10 protein-coding genes and 1 pseudogene are annotated in these 17372 nt (G+C 71.7%); 4 read left to right on the forward strand and 7 right to left on the reverse strand.

The genetic code is table 11. From position 1 onward, the window contains the following. Window positions 1-89 precede the first annotated feature (89 nt). The gene (locus QMZ92_RS25855; RefSeq protein ID WP_283299888.1) at window positions 90-2156 is read right to left on the reverse strand and encodes a PhoX family protein; all 2067 of its coding nucleotides are present in this window, start codon (window positions 2154-2156) and stop codon (window positions 90-92) included. Between the two features lie 316 nt (window positions 2157-2472). Here QMZ92_RS25855 and QMZ92_RS25860 point away from each other — a divergent pair, with 316 nt between their 5' ends. After that, window positions 2473-4392, forward strand: a complete 1920-nt coding sequence (locus tag QMZ92_RS25860) for a VWA domain-containing protein (RefSeq protein ID WP_349307765.1) — start codon at window positions 2473-2475, stop codon at window positions 4390-4392. 290 nt (window positions 4393-4682) lie between these two features. Here the strand turns inward: QMZ92_RS25860 and QMZ92_RS25865 are convergent. Then, window positions 4683-4841: pseudogene (locus QMZ92_RS25865) on the reverse strand (response regulator transcription factor); the annotation flags it as partial. Window positions 4842-4931: 90 nt separating this feature from the next. Here QMZ92_RS25865 and metG point away from each other — a divergent pair. Next, on the forward strand, window positions 4932-6560 hold the full coding sequence (gene metG / locus QMZ92_RS25870) for a methionine--tRNA ligase (RefSeq protein ID WP_283299890.1): 1629 nt from the start codon (window positions 4932-4934) through the stop codon (window positions 6558-6560). Between the two features lie 239 nt (window positions 6561-6799). On the opposite strand, the gene QMZ92_RS25875 is transcribed toward metG, so the two are convergent. After that, window positions 6800-7597, reverse strand: a complete 798-nt coding sequence (locus QMZ92_RS25875; RefSeq protein WP_283299891.1) for a hypothetical protein — start codon at window positions 7595-7597, stop codon at window positions 6800-6802. Between the two features lie 370 nt (window positions 7598-7967). Next, window positions 7968-9755 (reverse strand): aspartate--tRNA ligase, encoded by a 1788-nt coding sequence (aspS, locus tag QMZ92_RS25880; RefSeq protein ID WP_283299892.1) that lies wholly within the window; start codon window positions 9753-9755, stop codon window positions 7968-7970. Window positions 9756-9943: 188 nt separating this feature from the next. Between aspS and QMZ92_RS25885 the strand changes: the two genes are divergently transcribed. Continuing rightward, a complete protein-coding gene (locus tag QMZ92_RS25885) occupies window positions 9944-12133 on the forward strand; it encodes an ATP-binding SpoIIE family protein phosphatase (protein WP_283299893.1) in 2190 nt (729 codons plus the stop codon). Here the strand turns inward: QMZ92_RS25885 and QMZ92_RS25890 are convergent. From QMZ92_RS25890 to QMZ92_RS25900, 3 genes are all read right to left on the reverse strand, one after another. Continuing rightward, window positions 12055-13161: an AI-2E family transporter gene (locus tag QMZ92_RS25890; RefSeq protein WP_283299894.1), complete on the reverse strand. Its 1107-nt coding sequence runs from the start codon at window positions 13159-13161 to the stop codon at window positions 12055-12057. The two genes, QMZ92_RS25885 and QMZ92_RS25890, sit on opposite strands and share 79 nt — an antisense overlap. Before the next feature lie 217 nt (window positions 13162-13378). Then, a complete protein-coding gene (locus QMZ92_RS25895) occupies window positions 13379-14335 on the reverse strand; it encodes a pirin family protein (protein ID WP_283299895.1) in 957 nt (318 codons plus the stop codon). A gap of 202 nt (window positions 14336-14537) precedes the next feature. Continuing rightward, a complete protein-coding gene (locus tag QMZ92_RS25900) occupies window positions 14538-15035 on the reverse strand; it encodes an SseB family protein (protein ID WP_093653707.1) in 498 nt (165 codons plus the stop codon). Between the two features lie 393 nt (window positions 15036-15428). Between QMZ92_RS25900 and QMZ92_RS25905 the strand changes: the two genes are divergently transcribed. Beyond that, window positions 15429-17255, forward strand: coding sequence for an acyl-CoA dehydrogenase (locus QMZ92_RS25905; RefSeq protein WP_283299896.1), 1827 nt, complete (start codon window positions 15429-15431; stop codon window positions 17253-17255). Window positions 17256-17372: the final 117 nt, after the last annotated feature.

A 17372-nucleotide genomic window follows, 5' to 3' on the forward strand; every position in this document is an offset into this window, starting at 1 on the left:
TGCCGCCGCGGACGGGCGCGGCGGCCCCGTGGGCACGGCCTCCCCCGTGGGCCCGGCGGGAGCGGCCGGGCCCACGGGGCTCACCGGGGTCAGACGCCGATGCCGCGGCCGTCCTTGCGGTAGACGGCGACGACCGACGGGCGCACGAGGCGGCCCGGTCCGTCGGGCCACGCCGATGCGGGCTTCTCGACGGTCGCCCCGTCGATCTCCCCCGGGTGCTGGACGGCGACGATCACCCGGCGGTCCTGGATGATCGGACCGCAGGTCTCGGCGCCCTTCGGCACCGTGAGGAACTGCTTCAGCTCACCCCGGCGCTCGCCGGTCGTCGCGACCCCGAACAGGCCGTCGTGCGAGCCGAGCTGGCCGCCGTCGGTGGAGATCCACAGGTTGCCGTGCGGGTCGAAGGCCACGTTGTCCGGGCAGGAGATCGGGCTGACCTTCTCCTTCGGGTAGCCGGCGAAGTACGTGGCCGGGTCCTCCGGGTCGCCCGCGACCAGGAACAGCCGCCAGGCGAAGCCGTCGGAGGACGGGTCGTCCCAGTGCTCGGCGAGCTCCAGGATCTGGCCGTGCTTGTTGAGGTTGCGGGGGTTGGCCTCGTCCGCGCCCGGCTTGCCGGCCTTGCCCCGGTCGGTGTTGTTGGTCAGCGCGACGTACACGCGGCCCGTGCGCGGGCTCGGCTCCACGTCCTCGGGGCGGTCCATCTTGGTGGCGCCGACCTTGTCGCCGGCGAGGCGGGTGAAGACGTACACCTCCTCGGCGGTCATGCCCGGGACGTGCGAGACGTCGCCGGTGGCCAGCGGGATCCACACACCGCCGCCGTCGAACTCGCCGTCGTTCGGGAGCTTGCCGGTGCCGTCGATGTCCTGGGGGGAGTCGCCGGTGAGCTTCGCGACGTACAACGTGCCCTCGTCCAGCAGCGTCAGGTTGTGCGCGCGGGCGGCACGGCTGTCGCCCTTCCTCATCCGCCTCGACGAGACGAACTTGTAGAAGTAGTCGAAGCGTTCGTCGTCGCCCATGTACACGACCGGGCGGCCGTCCCGGGTCAGCCGGGGCTGCGCGGCCTCGTGCTTGAAGCGGCCGAGGGCCGTGCGCTTGCGGGGCGTGGAGTCCGGGTCGTACGGGTCGAGCTCGACGACCCAGCCGAAGCGGTGCGACTCGTTGGGCTCCTGGGCCGCGTCGAAGCGCTTGTCGAAGCGCTCCCACTTGCGCTCGGTGGCGCCGGTGGTCAGGCCGTAGCGCTTGTCGGTGGCGCTGGTGCCGTTGGCGAAGTACTGGTTGAAGTTCTCCTCGCCGTGGAGCGTGGTGCCCCAGGGGGTAGTACCGCCCGCACAGTTGTTGAGCGTACCGAGGACCTTGGTGCCGGTCGGATCGGCGGACGTCCTGAGCAGGGCGCTGCCCGCGGCGGGGCCGGTGAGGCGGAACTCGCTCGTGGCCGTGAGACGGCGGTTGAGCCAGTGGCGGGTGACGGGCGTGAGCTTGCCGCTCCTGCGCTCCTCCTGGACGACGACCACGGAGAGGCCGTGCGCGGCCCAGGCGATCTCGACCTGCTCGCGGGTCGGGTTGGCGGCGTCGTAGCCCTTGAACATCAGCTGCTCGTCCGTGTACTCGTGGTTGGCCACGAGTACCTGGCGGCCGTGCTCGCGCAGCGGCAGCAGGCTGAGGAAGTCGTTGTTGTAGCCGAACTGGCCTGCCTGCGCCCTGGCCGTCTGCCGGTCGGCGTCGAACGCGGGCGCGCCGCGCAGGATCGGCTCGCCCCAGCGGATCACCACGTTCTGGGCGTACCCCTCGGGAACCGTCACCTTGTCGGCGGTGTTGGGCCCGACCGGCGTGAAGCGCAGACCGCGGGCGCCGTCGCGCGTGCCGCCTCCGTGTCCGCCGTGGCGGGCGTCGCCGGCGGCGGGCACCGCGGCGGCCTGCGCGGACGGCGCGTTCTGCGCGATGACGGCACCGCCGGCGGCGGTGGCAACGGTCACGACCGCGGCGGTGCGCATCATGGAACGCCGCGACAGCGTCCCGGCGATGACGTCACCGGCGTACTCGTTGTCGCTGGTGTTCGGCACCTCGTGGAAGCAGGCGTCACCACAGCGGTACCGGCAGGTGAGAGCGGAACGACCGCCCGCGTGGTTCGAGCTCAGGAGCGGCAGAATTCTGCGCACGTCTTCCCCAATCCCCTCGGCGCCCGGCGCCGACATCGTGTCGGAATGTCTCCGGCCGCGACGGTAGGGGCACATGTGTGCAGTGCGGCGGCAGCCAGGTGAACGGGGGATGAATCCGGAGCGACCGGGGCGCTCTTGACGCGGGAGGGGCTTGCGGCCGTACGGAAGAGGCGGCCGCTAACCTTACGTGTCCGCGCTGGCCGGAGCTGCGGCGTTGCCGCAGCCGGGCCGGACAATGCCGGAAAATGCGGACATTGATCGCACCCAATTCACGCGAAAGGCCTCGCTCATGGGCATTCGGAGCTTGCTGCGAAAGGTGTTTGGACGCGAGCGTACGGAGTCGTCCTCACCGGCCTCCACGACGACCCCCACCGTCCCCGCCTCCGTCCCGCCCCAGGCCGAGGCCCCCAACCCGCAGGACCGTGCGGCGGATCTGGTGGCGGCGGCGTTCGACACTTCCCCGGGCACGCGCCCGACGATCCCGCCGGCCCGGACTCCGTCCACGCCGGACGCGGCCGACGCGGCCGGGCAGGACAAGCCCGCCGGGGACGGTGCCGCCGCGACCGCCCCGGCTGCGGGGACCGAGGCGGCTCCGGCCGCCGAGCCGGGGTCCGCCGCGACCGAAACGCCCACGGCGGACGCGGAGACGAAGCCGGCCGCCGAGGACGCGGACAGCGCGGCGCCCGGGACCACCGCGGCGCATGCGGCCGATGCGGCCGATGCCTCGACGTCCGGGACTGCCGTGGACGACCCCGCTCCCGCCTCCGACGCGAGGACAGGTACGGAGGAGGCCGAGCCGGTCGCGGGTGAGGCGACCGCCGAGACCGAACCGGCGCCCGGAACGGGTACGGACGCCGACGCCGCGGTCGCGAAGCCCGCGGAGGAAGACACGGCCGAGGCTGAGCCCGAGGCCACAGCGGTGGCGATCGGCGACGCCCTGGAGCCGGCCACCGAGGCGGACACCACCGCCGACGCGGCGCAGGCGGAGCCCGCCACCGCGGCCGACGCCGAGGCGGACACCACCGCGGGCGACACCGCTCCCACGACGCGCGAACCCGTCGCCGCCGACGACGGCACCGGAACGGCTCCTGCCTCCGACGTGACCGCGGCCGGGCCGGCCACCGACGCTGCCCCGGCCCCCGCCGCGGACACCACCGTCGAGCCGAAGCCCGAACCCGCGGACACCACCGTCGAGGCCGAGGCGAAGTCCGAACCCGCGGACACCACCGTCGAGGCCGAGGCGAAGTCCGAACCCGCGGACACCACCGACGCTGCCCCGGCCCCCGCCGCGGACACCACCGTCGAGCCGAAGCCCGAACCCGCGGACACCACCGTCGAGGCCGAGGCGAAGTCCGCGGTCGAGCCCGTCGCGGCCGCCTCTGCTCCGGTCGCGGCAGCCACCGGCGCCGAAGCCGAGGCCGTCGAGAAGCCCTCCGCCGCAGCCACCGACACCGAGACGGACCCCGAGCCGACCCCCGAGCCCGTCGCCGCCGCGACCGGGACCATCGCGACCTCCCGCACTACCGACGACACCGCCGCCACCGGCAAGCCCGCCTTCTCCCTCGCACGTGTCAAGGCGCGGGCCGCGGCACTCGTCGGCGCGTACAAGGCGGCCGGGGCGGCGCTCAAGGGGGCGGGGGCCGCCGGGGCGCGGGCGAAGGTGTACCTCGTGCTGGACCGGTCCGGGTCGATGCGGCCGTACTACAAGGACGGCAGCGCGCAGCAGCTCGGTGAGCAGACCCTCGCGCTCGCCGCCCACCTCGACGAGGACGCGTCCGTCCACGTCGTGTTCTTCTCGACGGACATCGACGGCACCGGCGAGCTGACGCTCGCCGAGCACGAGGGCCGCGTCGACGAACTGCACGCGGGCCTCGGGCACATGGGGCGTACCAGCTACCACCGGGCCGTCGAGGAGGTCGTCGCGCACTTCGAGAAGTCCGGTGCCGGCGGCCCCGCGCTCGTCGTCTTCCAGACCGACGGCGCGCCCGACGCCAAGCAGCCCGCCAGGCAGGCGCTGGCGGAGGCGGCCGGAAAGCCGCTGTTCTGGCAGTTCGTGGCGTTCGGTGAGTACGACGCCAAGGGCTTCGACTTCCTGCGCAAGCTCGACGCCGACGCCTCCGTGGAGAACGCCGCGTTCTTCCACGCCGGCCCGGACCCCCGCGAGCTCACCGACGAGGAGCTCTACGAGGGGCTGCTCGGCGCGTTCCCGAAGTGGCTGGACCGCCGCGGCGGCTGATCGCCGTGACCCGGCCGGTGCCGCCGGACGGCCGCACCGGCCGGGGACGGGACCGCGCGCCCGCAACGCGGCCCGGGCCTGCCCCCACCGAGGTGCGCCCACGGGTGGGGGAAGGTTCCGGGGGCGCGGAGGCGTCGTGTTGCGGACGCTCAAGCGTGATGGGCGGCGTGCGGAGGACGGTCCGCACCCGGTGAACGGGCCGGGGCGCCCCGCTCATGCCGTCCCGAAGACGAGCCCCGGGGGACGCCGGACGCCGCCCGCCCGGCGCGGCCGGGCACGAACCCTCAGCCGTCGCGGTCGAGGACCACCACGTCGTGGTCGTGCAGACCCAGGTGGGCGAGGGCGGCGTCCCCGCGGTGGACGGTGTCGACGGCGAAACCTGCCCTCCGCACCCCGGTGGCGATCAGCGCCGCCGGCACTTCCTCGTCCTCCGCGACCAGTACCCGCATCCCCCCTTCCCACCGGACCGAATGTTTCGGGAACGTCTCCGCCCTTTGTGCATGTGAGTCGATCTTCCGGCGGCCGTTAGGATTTCGACCATGGCGGCCACTGGATCCGAGAAGCAGGGGACGAGCGAAGGCGTGAAGGCCTTTTACGTATCGACCCCCATCTACTACGTCAACGACGCTCCTCACCTGGGCCACGCCTACACGACCGTCGCAGGCGACGTGCTCACGCGCTGGCACCGTCAGCGCGGCGAGAAGGTGTGGTACCTCACCGGCACGGACGAGCACGGTCAGAAGATCATGCGCACCGCGGAGGCGAACGGCGTCACCCCGCAGGAGTGGTGCGACAAGCTCGTGGAAGAGGCGTGGAAGCCCCTCTGGGAGCACTTGGAGATCGCGAACGACGACTTCATCCGCACGACCGAGCGCCGGCACACCGACCGCGTCCAGGAGTTCGTGCAGGACCTGTACGACAAGGACGAGATCTACAAGGGCGGGTACGAAGGCCCGTACTGCGTGGGCTGTGAGGAGTACAAGCTCCCCGGCGAGCTGCTGGACGGCGAGGGGGACTTCGCCGGCGAGAAGCTGTGCCCCGTGCACAAGAAGCCGGTGGAGATCCTCAAGGAGGAGAACTACTTCTTCAAACTCAGCGAGTACGGCCCGAAGCTGCTGGAGTTCTACGAGGCCAACCCCGGCTTCATCCAGCCCGAGTCCGCCCGCAACGAGGTCGTGAACTTCGTCAAGCAGGGGCTGCAGGACCTGTCGATCTCCCGATCGACGTTCGACTGGGGCATCCCGATCCCGTGGGACGAGAAGCACGTCATCTACGTGTGGGTCGACGCCCTGCTGAACTACGCGACGGCGGTCGGCTACAACGAGAACCCGGCGAAGTTCGCGGACACCTTCCCCGCGGACGTGCACCTCGTCGGCAAGGACATCCTCCGCTTCCACGCGATCATCTGGCCCGCGATGCTGATGGCGCAGGGCCTCCCGGTGCCCGGCAGGGTCGCGGCCAACGGCTGGCTGATGGTCGGCGGCGAGAAGATGTCGAAGTCGAACCTGACCGGCATCAAGCCCCAGGACCTGACCTCGCACTTCGGCGTGGACGCGTACCGCTGGTACTTCCTGCGCGCGATCGCGTTCGGCCAGGACGGCTCGTTCTCGTGGGAGGACTTCTCCGCCCGCTACACGAGCGAGCTCGCCAACGACTACGGCAACCTGGCGTCGCGGGTCGCCGCGATGGTGGGCAAGTACTTCGGCGGCTCGCTGCCCGAGGCCACCGCGAACGGCGAGGCCGAGAAGGCGGTCCAGGAGGGCCTGGCGAAGGCCGTGGCCGAGGCCGACCGCAGGATCGGCGAGGAGCTGGACTTCCAGGGCGGCATCCTGGCGGTCTTCGAGTTCGTGAAGCAGGTCAACGGCTACATCACGGAGCAGGAGCCGTGGAAGGTCGCCAAGGACGAGTCCGAGGAGGGCCGCGCCCGCCTCGCGACCATCCTCTACACGGCGGCCGAGTCGCTGCGAGCCGTGGCCGTGCTGCTGAACCCGGTCATGCCGGACACCTCGCAGAAGCTGTGGGACTCCCTGGGCGCGGAGGCGTCGCTGGGCACCCTGGCCGCCCAGCGGGTCCAGGACGCCGCGGAGTGGGGCGGGCTGCCGCCCGGCTCGACGGTGACGAAGGGCGCGGTGCTCTTCCCGCGCCTCGAGGAGCCCAACAAGGCCTGAGGGGCCCGGGAGGCCCCCCGGAGCCGACGCGTCCGGTGCGCACGCTCACCTGACCGGCCCGCCGGACGCAGGCCGCGGCGCGCCCGAGCGCATGGCGGGGTCGGGGAAGACACGGTTTCCCCGGCCCCGCCGCGTATCCGCCCCGCAGCGGGCGGACGGCGCGCGACGGGCCGACGGCCCGGCGGGCGGCACCTCGCACCGGTCGGCGGTCATCGGTCCGGCGCCGTCCCGCCGGCCGGTCAGCGCGCCAGTGAGGCGCTGTCGCCCATCACGACCACCGGCCGCTTGTCCGGGTCCAGCAGGCGCAGCAGGTCGGCCATCCGGTCCAGTCCGAGCGAGACGCAGCCCTGGGTCGGGCCGTCGTGGTCGACGTGGATCCAGACGCCCCCGCCCCGGTCCCAGCCCATGGGCCGCCGCTCGTCGAGCGGTGTCAGTCCGGATTCCCGGTTGTAGTTGATCGCGACGACGTAGTCGAAGGAACCCCGCAGGGTCTCGCCCCGGAAGCCGGTGCCGATGGCCACGAACTCCTCGGACTGGTGGTACGGGAGTTTCGTGCCCGGGTCGGGCAGCCGGCCGCCTGCGTCGGTGAGCCCGAAGACGCCGATCGGCGAGCGGTGGTCCCCGGCCCAGTGCTCGTCGGTCCATCCTTTCAGGGCGTTGCGCGCGGGCCAGGGCCCGGCGACGGCCCGCCAGCGCCCGTCCTTGTCGCGCTCGTAGAGCGTGGCCGTGGACTCGCTGGAGTTCGTCGACCTTCCGCTCACCAGGAATGCCTGGTCGGTGGCGTCGGGAACGAGCTCACTGGTCCTGGGCCCGAGCCCGGGGAGCCGGGTGGGCCCCACACGGTCGGCGGCGGGCGGGCCGGCGTGCGGTGCCGCGGGGGAACCGGCCGGCGGACCGGCGTGCGGCGCTCCGGCTTCCGGCGCCGCGGGGAGGGGGCCGGCGGCGGGGGGCGGCGCCGAGGGCTTCGCGCAGCCCCCGAGCAGCAGTCCGGCGGCCAGCAGTGGCAGCGCTGCTCTGGTCAGTACGGTGCTGAGCACTCCGCGATGTCCTCTCGTGATCCTCGCGCGGTGCGAGCGGCCGGGCGGTCCGGGCGGTTCACACGGCGCGTGCGGTCCGGGCGGCCCCTGCGGCGCGTCCCGCGCCTGGCGGCCGGGTCCCGGTGGGCCGTCGACGGCTCCTCGCGTGCATTCCCGCTGCCGTGCCGCCCGTCGTCGGCACGAGGCCGTGAACGACTCGGAAGGAGCACGAAAACAACGCGGAAGGGCCCGGAACCCGAAGGACGCCGTGGGTCAGTGCGTCCCCGGTGGTTCCGGGCCCTTCCGTGATCATCGCCGCGCCGGCGCCCTCGTGCGGCGGGCCCGCCCAGTGGGCCCGCCCCTCACCGGGCGGACGGGTGCGGCACCGGCCTCACTTGGTGGGCTTGTACGGCGTCGGCTTCGCCGGCCCCTTGTAGATGCCGATGTGCAGCTCCTTCAGACGGGCTTCCTCGACCTCCGCGGGGGCGCCCATCAGCAGGTCCTGCGCGTTCTGGTTCAGGGGGAACGCGATGGTCTCGCGGATGTTCGGCTCGTCGGCCAGCAGCATCACGATGCGGTCGACCCCGGGGGCGATGCCGCCGTGCGGCGGGGCGCCGTACTGGAAGGCGCGGAGCATTCCGGAGAACTCGCGCTCGACGGTCTCACGGTCGTAGCCCGCGATCTCGAAGGCCTTGAACATGATGTCGGGCTCGTGGTTCCGGATGGCACCCGACGACAGCTCGACGCCGTTGCAGACGATGTCGTACTGCCATCCGAGGACGTCCAGCGGGTCCTGGGTCTCCAGGGCCTCCAGACCGCCCTGCGGCATGGAGAAGGGGTTGTGCGAGAAGTCGATCTTCCCGGTCTCCGGGTCCTTCTCGTACATCGGGAAGTCGACGATCCAGCAGAACCGGAAGACGTTCTCCTCGAAGTGACCGGAGCGGCGCGCGGCCTCGACCCGCACCGCACCCATGATCTTGGAGACCTCGTCGAACTCGCCCGCGCCGAAGAACACCGCGTGGCCGGGCTTGAGGCCCAGGCGCTCGGTGAGGAGCTCGACGTTCCCCTCGGTGAGGAACTTGGCGATCGGGCCGGACAGCGCCCCGTCGTCACCGACGCGCACCCAGGCCAGGCCCTTGGCGCCCTGCTCCACGGCGTACTCGCCGAGCTGGTCGAAGAACTTCCGCGGCTGGTCCTGGACGGCCGGCACCGGCAGGGCGCGGACGTGCTTCCCGGCGAACGCCTTGAACTCCGAGCCCTCGAAGACGTCGGAGATGTCGACGAGCTCCAGCTGCGCCCGCAGGTCCGGCTTGTCGGAGCCGTACTTGAGCATCGCCTCGCGGAACGGGATCCGCGGGAACGGCGAGGTGACGTGGCGGCCGCCGCCGAACTCCTCGAACAGCTCGGTCATCAGCCTCTCGACCGGCCGGAAGACGTCCTCCTGCTCGACGAAACTCATCTCGATGTCGAGCTGGTAGAACTCGCCGGGCGAGCGGTCGGCGCGGGCGTCCTCGTCGCGGAAGCAGGGCGCGATCTGGAAGTAGCGGTCGAAGCCCGCGATCATCAGCAGCTGCTTGAACTGCTGGGGCGCCTGCGGCAGGGCGTAGAACTTGCCGGGGTTCAGCCGGGACGGCACCAGGAAGTCACGGGCGCCCTCGGGGGAGGTCGCGGTGAGGATCGGGGTGGCCATCTCGTTGAAGCCGAGCGCGGTCATCTTGTGCCGGATGGCGGAGATGACCGCGGTGCGCAGCATGATGTTGCGGTGCATGCGCTCGCGGCGCAGGTCCAGGAAGCGGTACTCCAGGCGCCGCTCCTCGTTGACGCCGTCGTCCGTGTTGATCGTGAAGGGCACCTGGGCCGAGGAGCCGAGCACCTCGACGTCGGTGACCTCGATCTCGATCTCGCCGGTCGGCAGGTCCGGGTTGACGTTGTCCGTGCCACGGGCGGAGACCTTGCCGTCCACGCGGACGACGGACTCCTTGCTGAGGTGGCTCAGGGCCTCGTTGGCCGGGGTGCCGGGACGGGCGACGAGCTGGACCAGACCGTAGTGGTCGCGCAGATCGATGAAGAGGATGCCGCCCAGGTCTCGGCGATTGTGCAGCCAGCCGCTCAGCCGGACGTCGGTGCCGACGTCAGAGGCGCGGAGCTCGCCGCAGGTGTGGGACCTGTACCGATGCATCGTCGTTCATCCAGTCTTCGCGATGGGGGATGTGGGCGGACCCACCAAGGTTACCGCCCGGCCCATGGTCGCCCTTCCGGATTACGGCGCGGTGCCGCGCGGCCCGGCGGCACCGCGGATCCACCGTGACCGGCCGGACCCTGCGCCCCAGCGGGTGTGGGCCGGAGCAACCTGAATAGAGTAGGAAAATGCGCACCGAGGACGTCCTGGCCGCGACGGCGACCGGCCTGTGGCGCTGGGACAACGCGGCCGGGACCGTGAGCCTCGACGCGGAGGCCGCCCGGTTGCTCGGGCTGCCCGGTGGGGGCGGCACGTACACCACCTCGGCCGTGCGCTCTCGTCTGCACCCCGTCGACTGGAACGAGGTCAGCGGCATCATCGGGCTCGCCGTGGCCGAGGGGACCCTCGCCGAGTCCCGGGTGCGGGTCGTCGACATGGAGGGACGGGTGCTGCGCACCGTGCGCAGCAGGTCCAGGCCGGTGGTCGAGGGCGACGGCTACCAACTGTTCGGCACGATCCAGGAGGTCCCGGAGCCGCAGCCGGGCACGAGCGCGCACACCCCGGTCACCGGCGACTGGCGGCGCTCCCGCGAGGCGTTCCTGCTGGACGCGGGCCGGGCGCTGGCCGAGGCCCGGTCCACCGCCGAGGTGCTGCGGGTCGCCGCGTCGCTGTCGATGCCGGGCTTCTCCCCCGACGGTCTCGCCGTCTTCGGCGTCGCGGCGGACCGGCTCAAGGTCCTCGGGCACCACGGCTACGACGAGCACGAGACCGGACCCCTCGCCGACATGCCGCTCGACACCGAGTACCCGGCCGCCGAGGTCATCCGCACGGGACGGGCCCTCTACGTGCCGACGCCGGAGGACTACCGGCGCCGGTACCCCACGATGTGGCCGCTGATCGAGGTCTACGGCAGGCAGTCGTGGGCCTTCCTGCCGCTGATCGTCGCGGGTCGCACGATGGGCACCTGGATGGCCGCGTTCAGCCATCCCGTGGCCTTCACACCCGACGAGCGCTCGGTCCTGACCACGGTGGCCCGGATGTTGGCGCAGGCGCTGGCCCGCGCCGGGGTGGCCGAGAGCGAGCGGGAGCTGTCGCAGGGGCTCCAGCGCTCGATGATGCCGTCGCTGGGGCCGGGCATCCCGGGCATGTCGGTGGCGGCCCGGTACGTGCCGACCGGCGGCGGCCTCCAGGTCGGCGGCGACTGGTACGACCTGATCCCGCTGCCCGGCGGCTCCCGTGCCGACGGAGCGGGCAGTGGGAGGATCGCGCTGGTCATCGGCGACGTCCAGGGCCATGACGTGCGGGCGGCCGGGCTGATGGGGCAGCTGCGGACCGCCCTGCGCGCGTACGCCGCCGAGGGCCACCGCCCCGACGCGGTGCTGGCCCGGGCCTCCCGCTTCCTGGCCGGGCTGCACGACTACACGGAGAGCGAGGCGTACGACGACGGCGATCCCGTGGGCGGTCACACCGCCCCGCGCTTCGCGACCTGCCTCTACCTGGAGTGCGACCCGGCGACCGGCTCGATCGAGATCGCCCGGGCGGGGCACCCCGATCCGGCGATCAGGATGGCCGACGGCACGGTGATCCTGCGGCCCACGGCCGGCGGTCTGCCGCTGGGTATCGACCCGGACTCCGACTACCCGACGACGCAGATCGTGCTGGAACCCGGCGAGACGATCATGATCTGCACGGACGGGCTGCTGGAGACCGGCGGGCACGACCTGGACAGCGGATGGGAACGGATCCGGTCCGTGCTGGAGGAGCACCCGGACGAGGTCGGCTCGCTGGAGAAGCTCGCGGACGCGCTGGTGCAGGCCGTGCACGGGCCGGCCTCGCACCACACCACGGGTCCGCTGTCGGACCGCCGCGAGGACGACATCGCGGTCGTGCTGCTGTCCCGGCACGGCAGGCCCGCCCGTCGGGCCCCGCGGCGCACGGTCCTGACCGTCCGCCAGGCCGAGCCGGAGCGGATCTCGGTGGCGCGGCGGCAGATGCGGGACCTGCTGTACGACTGGGCCGACCACGAGCAGATCGACTCGGCGGTGCTGATGGTCTCCGAGATGGTCACCAATGTGCTGGTGCACACCGACGGGGACGCGCTGATGGTGGCGGAGGCGGCCGGGGAGCACGGTTGCCGGCGGTTGCGGGTGGAGGTCTCGGACACCAGCGACGAACTGCCGCACAAGCGGCGCCCGGGCGAGCTGGCGTCGTCCGGCCGGGGCCTGGTGCTGATGGAGATGCTCGCCGACATGTGGGGCGTGGACCCGAGGGGCGAGGGCAAGTCGATCTGGTTCGAGCTCTACGAGCCCGGTCCGGGGGAAGGGCCCCCGGAGGCGGTCCCGCCGGGGCCGTGCGTGGGCTCGCCGACGACCTCGTAGCGGCTGCGCAGCTCCCCGACGATCCCGAACGCGGCGGCCGTCAGCGGCACGGCCAAGAGCATCCCGAGGATCCCGGCGATGCCCGCGCCCGCGGTGATCGCCAGCATCACGACGGCCGGATGCATCTGGACCGTGCGGCTCTGGATCATCGGCTGCAGCACATGGCCCTCCAGTACCTGAACGGCGAGGACGAGGCCGAGCGCCCAGAGCGCGATCACGAAACCCCGGTCGGCGAGCGCGACGAGCACGGCCATCGAACCGGAGAGGAAGGCCCCCAGATAGGGGATGTAGGCGAAGACGAAGACGAGCGCGCCCAGACCGACCGCCCCGGGCACCCGCAGGACCAGCAGGCCCACGGTGATGCAGACGGCGTCGATCAGGGCGATGAACGTGGTGCCCCGCATGAAGCCCTCGACGGCCTCGAAGGCCCGCCGCCCCATCGCCTCCGCCATGTCCCCGGTGGACTGCGGGACGAGGGAGCGCAGGGTGGAGACCGCGCGGTCGGAGTCGCGGAGGAAGAAGAAGATCAGCAGCAGGGCCAGGACCGCGATGGCGATCATCTCGCCCACGACGCTGATCCCGGAGATCACCTCGGACGCAGCCGTCCCGCCGAACCTGGAGAGCAACTCCTTGGAATTGGTGGCCAGGTCGTCGAGCGAGGTGCCGGCGGCGCCGAAGTGCCCGGCAAGGCCGGCCGCGGCCCGCTTGAGGGAGGCGATGATCTGGTCCCCGGACTCGATCAGCGCGTTGACCACGATGTACATCGCCCCGCCGACGACCGCGACGACGGCCGCGCAAGTGATCCCGGCAGCGAGGGAGCGCCGCACCTTCATCCTGATCAGGCGGCGGTGCAGCGGGCCGAGCAGCGCGGTGCCCAGCAGCGCGAGCAGCAGGGGGGTGACGGCGGTCTTGAACTCGACGATCAGCCACACGCCGACGGCGGCGACCCCCGCGACGAGCAGCGCGACGGCGCACCAGGCGGCGAGACGCTGTACGGGCCGGGGGAGAAGGGTCTGCGGCGGCGGCACGGTTCCAGCCGATCACGCCCGCCGCGGGCCGTCCCGTCCGTGGGGCCCGGACGGGTGACGGGATGTCAGGGGTGGTCCGGGAGGGCGGGCCGGAGTTCCCCGCCCACCGCAGCGGGCGGTCCGCCCTCGCCGTGGCGGGCGCGGACCGCTCCTCGTCCGTCGGACCGTCGGACCGCGTAGCGGGTGGCGACCGACGCCACCCGCCGGGCTCCCGGACTCACATGCCGTGGACGGCCGGAATCGTGCCGAGGCGCCCCTTCTGGAAGTCCTCGAACGCCTGCTGCAACTCCTCGCGGGTGTTCATGACGAACGGCCCGTAGTGAGCCATCGGCTCCCTGATCGGCCGCCCGCCGAGGAGCACGACCTCCAGGTCCGGGGTGTGCGAGTCCTGCTTCTCGTCCGCACGGACGATCAGCGAGCCGCCGGCGCCGAAGACCGCGGTCTGACCCAGATGGATCGGACGACGCTCGGCACCGACCGAGCCCTTGCCCGCCAGCACATAGGCCAGCCCGTTGAAGTCCTCCCGCCACGGCAGCGTGACCTCCGCACCCGGCGCCACCGTCGCGTGGATCATCGTGATCGGCGTGTGCGTGATGCCGGGACCGGCGTGGCCGTCCAGTTCGCCGGCGATCACTCGCAGCAGCGCGCCGCCGTCGGGCGTGGTCAGCAACTGGACGTTGCCGCCGCGGATGTCCTGGTAGCGCGGAGGCATCATCTTGTCCTTGGCCGGCAGGTTCACCCACAGCTGGAGACCGTGGAAGAGACCGCCGGACGTGACCAGGTGCTCCGGCGGCGCCTCGATGTGGAGCAGGCCCGAGCCGGCCGTCATCCACTGGGTGTCGCCGTTGGTGATGGTGCCGCCACCGCCCTGGGAGTCCTGGTGGTCGAAGATCCCGTCGATGATGTACGTGACGGTCTCGAAGCCACGGTGGGGATGCCACGGGGTCCCCTTCGGCTCCCCAGGCTGATACTCCACCTCGCCCATCTGGTCCATCATGATGAACGGGTCGAGGTGCTTGTAGTTGATCCCGGCGAACGCGCGGCGCACCGGGAAACCCTCTCCCTCGTATCCCTGGGGCGCCGTGGTCACGGCGAGCACGGGCCGCTGGGCGGCGCCGTCGGCCGCGGTGACGCGCGGCAGGGTGAGCGGGTTCTCGACAGTCACTGCAGGCATGGGGACCTCCTTGTGCGTCCAGATTAGTTGAATCCTGAACTTCTCGCCACCTCCAACACGGATCCCTCCGGACGCATTCCCGGGCGTTCCGCTGCCGGGCCGTACGGGTCGGCCCGAGCACGGGAGCCCCCGCACACAGACGACCGGCGAGCACCACGGAGGGTGCTCGCCGGTCGTCTGACGGAGAGAGGGGGTGCGGGGACTACCCGTACATGCGCCGCATCGCGAAGTCGACCATCTGCTCGACGGCCTTCGCGTCGAAGACCATCCGGTGCTCGCCCTCCATGTCCAGGACGAAGCCGTACCCGGTGGGCAGCAGGTCGATCACCTCGGCGCCGGTGATCACGAAGTACTTGGACTCCTTGCCCGCGTAACGGCGCAGCTCCTTGAGCGAGCTGAACATCGGGATCACCGGCTGCTGCGTGTTGTGCAGCGCCAGGAAGCCGGGATTGTCCCCCCGCGGGCAGTACACCTTCGACGTCGCGAAGACCTGCTGGAAGTCCTCCGCGGAGAGCGACCCCGTCGTGAAGGCCCGGACCGCGTCGGCGAGCGAGGGCGGTGACGGCTCGGGGTACAGCGGCTGCTCACCGTAGCCCGCTCCGGGCATCCCGGCACCGGGCATGCCCGCACCCGACATCGGCTGCTGCGGCGGGGGACCGTAGTGCTGCTGACCGCCGGGGGTCTGGTCGTAGCCGTACATGGGCGCAAGCCTACCGAGGCTCCGCCGGGAGCGGGCGCGGCCGCCGGCCGCGCCTCAGCGGCCGGCGGCCCGGACCAGATCGCGCCGGCGAAGGACGACCACGCTCCGGCGCCGACCGCGAGGACCGGGCCGCGGGGCACCCGCGAGGGCGGCGCGGGCGGTGAAGCGGGGGCTCGGCGCGGTGAGTCTGCGCCGGGGTGTGGACCGGGACCCGGACGGCAAGACAGTCTGGTGCGGGCCGGCGGGCCCGGAAGTGCCGTGGGATGCGGGCCGCGTCACAGATGTCCGTGAGGGGTTGCTTCTTATTACCGACGGGTAGCATCATCGTAGCTACTTGCTGGTAGATGTACGAGGAACCCTGCCTCCTCCCCGATCCGTTACGGAGCCGTCGCCATGGGGCACTACAAGTCGAATCTCCGCGACATCGAGTTCAACCTCTTCGAGGTCCTCGGGCGCGACAAGCTGTACGGCACGGGCCCGTTCGCGGAGATGGACGTCGAGACCGCCAAGAGCATCCTCGACGAGATCGCCCGCCTCGCGGAGAACGACCTCGCCGAGTCCTTCGCCGACGCCGACCGCAACCCGCCGGTCTTCGACCCCGAGACCAACACCGCCCCGGTGCCCGCGAGCTTCAAGAAGAGCTACAAGGCCTTCATGGACTCCGAGTACTGGCGCCTCGGCCTCCCCGAGGAGATCGGCGGCACCACCGCGCCGCGCTCCCTCGTCTGGTCGTACGCCGAGCTGCTCCTCGGCTCGAACCCGGCGATATGGATGTACTCCTCGGGCCCGGCGTTCGCCGGCATCCTCCACGACGAGGGCAACGAGGCCCAGAAGAAGATCGCCCGGATCGCGGTCGAGAAGCAGTGGGGCTCCACCATGGTGCTCACCGAGCCCGACGCGGGCTCGGACGTGGGCGCCGGCCGCACCAAGGCGATCCAGCAGGACGACGGCTCCTGGCACATCGAGGGCGTGAAGCGCTTCATCACCTCCGGTGAGCACGACATGGAGGAGAACATCCTCCACTACGTCCTCGCCCGCCCCGAGGGCCACGGCCCCGGCACCAAGGGCCTGTCCCTCTTCCTCGTGCCGAAGTTCCACTTCGACTGGGAGACCGGCGAGCTGGGCGAGCGCAACGGCGTCTACGCCACCAACGTCGAGCACAAGATGGGCCTCAAGGCGTCCAACACGTGCGAGATGACCTTCGGCGACAAGCACCCCGCCAAGGGCTGGCTGATCGGCGACAAGCACGACGGCATCCGCCAGATGTTCATGATCATCGAGTTCGCCCGCATGATGGTCGGCACCAAGGCGATCTCCACGCTGTCGACGGGCTACCTCAACGCGCTGGAGTACGCCAAGGAGCGCGTGCAGGGCCCCGACCTGGCGAACTTCATGGACAAGACCGCGCCCAAGGTCACCATCACCCACCACCCCGACGTGCGCCGCTCGCTCATGACGCAGAAGGCGTACGCGGAGGGCATGCGCTCCCTCGTCCTCTACACCGCCGCGGTGCAGGACGAGATCGCGTTCAAGGAGGCCGCGGGCGAGGACGCCAAGTCCCTGCACGGCCTGAACGACCTGCTGCTGCCGATCGTGAAGGGCTACGGCTCCGAGAAGGCGTACGAGCAGCTCGCCCAGTCGCTGCAGATCTTCGGCGGCTCCGGGTACCTGCAGGAGTACCCGATCGAGCAGTACATCCGCGACGCCAAGATCGACACCCTGTACGAGGGCACCACGGCGATCCAGGGCCAGGACTACTTCTTCCGGAAGATCGTCCGTGACCAGGGCGCATCGCTGAACCTGCTGGCCGAGGAGATCAAGAAGTTCCTCGCGGTCGGCACCGGCGGCGACGAGCTGAACGGCGCCCGGGACGCCCTCTCCAAGGCCGCCGTGGACCTGGAGGCGATCGTCGGCCGGATGCTCACCGACCTCACCGCCACCGGCGAGGACGTCAAGAACATCTACAAGGTCGGCCTCAACACCACGCGCCTGCTGCTCGCCTCCGGCGACGTCGTCGTCGGCTACCTGCTGCTGCGCGGTGCGGCCGTCGCCGCCGAGAAGCTGGAGACCGCCTCCGCCAAGGACAAGGCGTTCTACCAGGGCAAGATCGCGGCCGCGAAGTTCTTCGCCGCCAACGTCCTGCCGGGCGTCTCGCTCGCCCGCGAGATCGCCGAGGGCGTCGACAACGACCTGATGGAGCTGGACGAGGCGGCCTTCTAGTCCGCGCCCCCACCACACCGTCGCGAAGGCCCGCTCCCGTCCCGGAGCGGGCCTTCCGCCGTACCGCACCCCCACCCCCGTACCGCGCCTCGGACGGCCCGGCCCACCGGGCGGACC

Source organism: Streptomyces sp. HNM0645 (assembly GCF_030056615.1).
GTDB classification, from domain to species: domain Bacteria; phylum Actinomycetota; class Actinomycetes; order Streptomycetales; family Streptomycetaceae; genus Streptomyces; species Streptomyces marianii.

What these genes read in the sequence shown, in the direction of transcription:
- metG (WP_283299890.1), top strand. Translation starts at nt 4,932, where the DNA reads ATGGCGGCCACTGGATCCGAGAAGCAGGGGACGAGCGAAGGCGTGAAG.
- aspS (WP_283299892.1), bottom strand. Translation starts at nt 9,755, where the DNA reads ATGCATCGGTACAGGTCCCACACCTGCGGCGAGCTCCGCGCCTCTGAC.
- QMZ92_RS25885 (WP_283299893.1), top strand. Translation starts at nt 9,944, where the DNA reads ATGCGCACCGAGGACGTCCTGGCCGCGACGGCGACCGGCCTGTGGCGC.
- QMZ92_RS25895 (WP_283299895.1), bottom strand. Translation starts at nt 14,335, where the DNA reads ATGCCTGCAGTGACTGTCGAGAACCCGCTCACCCTGCCGCGCGTCACC.
- QMZ92_RS25900 (WP_093653707.1), bottom strand. Translation starts at nt 15,035, where the DNA reads ATGTACGGCTACGACCAGACCCCCGGCGGTCAGCAGCACTACGGTCCC.
- QMZ92_RS25905 (WP_283299896.1), top strand. Translation starts at nt 15,429, where the DNA reads ATGGGGCACTACAAGTCGAATCTCCGCGACATCGAGTTCAACCTCTTC.